General features: G+C 60.6%; 1 protein-coding gene. It reads left to right on the top strand.

Translation table 11 applies throughout. The annotated features are described in order from the left end of the window. Positions 1-1470: choline dehydrogenase (gene betA, locus AAC083_RS14110; protein ID WP_258224692.1), on the top strand; the 1470-nt coding region annotated here is incomplete at its 3' end.

The following is a 1470-nucleotide window of genomic DNA, read 5'->3' as shown; positions in this document are numbered from 1 at the left end:
CTGCAAGGTCGGCGGTATAACTGGGCGTACCTGACCGACCCCGAACCGCACATGAACAACCGCCGTATGGAATGCGGGCGTGGCAAAGGTTTGGGCGGCTCATCGCTGATCAACGGCATGTGCTATATCCGTGGCAACGCCATGGACTACGACGGCTGGGCCAAGGAAAAAGGCCTGGAAGAGTGGAGCTACCTGGATTGCCTGCCGTATTTTCGCAAAGCAGAAACCCGTGACATCGGAGCAAATGATTACCACGGCGGCGAAGGCCCGGTGAGCGTGACCACGCCGAAGCATGGCAACAACCCGCTGTTCCACGCCATGGTCGAAGCCGGCGTGCAAGCCGGTTATCCGCGTACCGACGACCTCAACGGCTATCAGCAAGAAGGCTTTGGCCCGATGGATCGTACCGTCACGCCCAAAGGCCGGCGCTCCAGCACCGCACGCGGCTATCTGGACCAGGCCCGTGCCCGTCCCAACCTGACTATCGTCACCCACGCCTTGACCGATCGCATCCTATTTAGCGGTAAGCGTGCCATGGGGGCGACCTACCTGGTGGGTGACAGCAACACCCCGCACATCGCTAACGCCCGTCGCGAAGTGTTGCTGTGCAGCGGCGCAATTGCCTCCCCTCAAATCCTTCAACGTTCCGGCGTCGGCCCGGCAGCTCTGCTGAATGAACTGCAGATCCCCGTGGTCCACGATCTGCCGGGCGTTGGCCAGAACCTGCAGGATCACCTCGAGTTGTATCTGCAATACGCCTGCAAAGAACCGGTGTCGCTGTTCCCGGCGCTGCAATGGTGGAACCAGCCCGCCATCGGCGCGCAGTGGCTGTTCCAGGGCAAGGGCATAGGTGCCAGCAACCAGTTCGAGGCTGGCGGGTTTATCCGTTCCAGCGCCGAGTTCGAATGGCCGAACATTCAGTACCACTTCCTGCCGGTGGCGATTAACTACAACGGCAGTAATGGGGTGAAAGAACATGGCTTCCAGGCGCACATGGGCTCCATGCGTTCCCCCAGTCGCGGGCGCATCCAGATCAAATCCAAAGACCCGCGCCAGCACCCGAGCATTTTGTTCAATTACATGGCCACCGAGCAGGATTGGCGTGAGTTCCGTGACGGCATCCGCATCACCCGCGAAATCATGGCGCAAGCGGCGCTGGACCCGTATCGCGGGCGCGAAATCAGCCCCGGCAAGGACGTGCAGAGCGATGCCGAACTGGATGCCTTTATCCGTGAGCATGCGGAAACGGCTTACCACCCCTCGTGCTCCTGCAAAATGGGTGAAGACGACATGGCCGTGGTTGATGGTCAGGGACGGGTGCATGGCATTGAAGGGCTGCGTGTGGTCGATGCCTCGATCATGCCGTTGATCGTCACCGGCAATCTCAATGCCCCGACCATCATGATGGCCGAGAAGATTGCCGACAACATCCGTGGCCGCGCCCCACTGCCGCGCAGCACAGTAAAATAC

Source organism: Aeromonas sp. HMWF014, assembly GCF_963878295.1.
GTDB classification, from domain to species: Bacteria; Pseudomonadota; Gammaproteobacteria; order Enterobacterales; family Aeromonadaceae; genus Aeromonas; species Aeromonas popoffii.
This window is presented reverse-complemented; position numbering and strand designations above follow the sequence as displayed.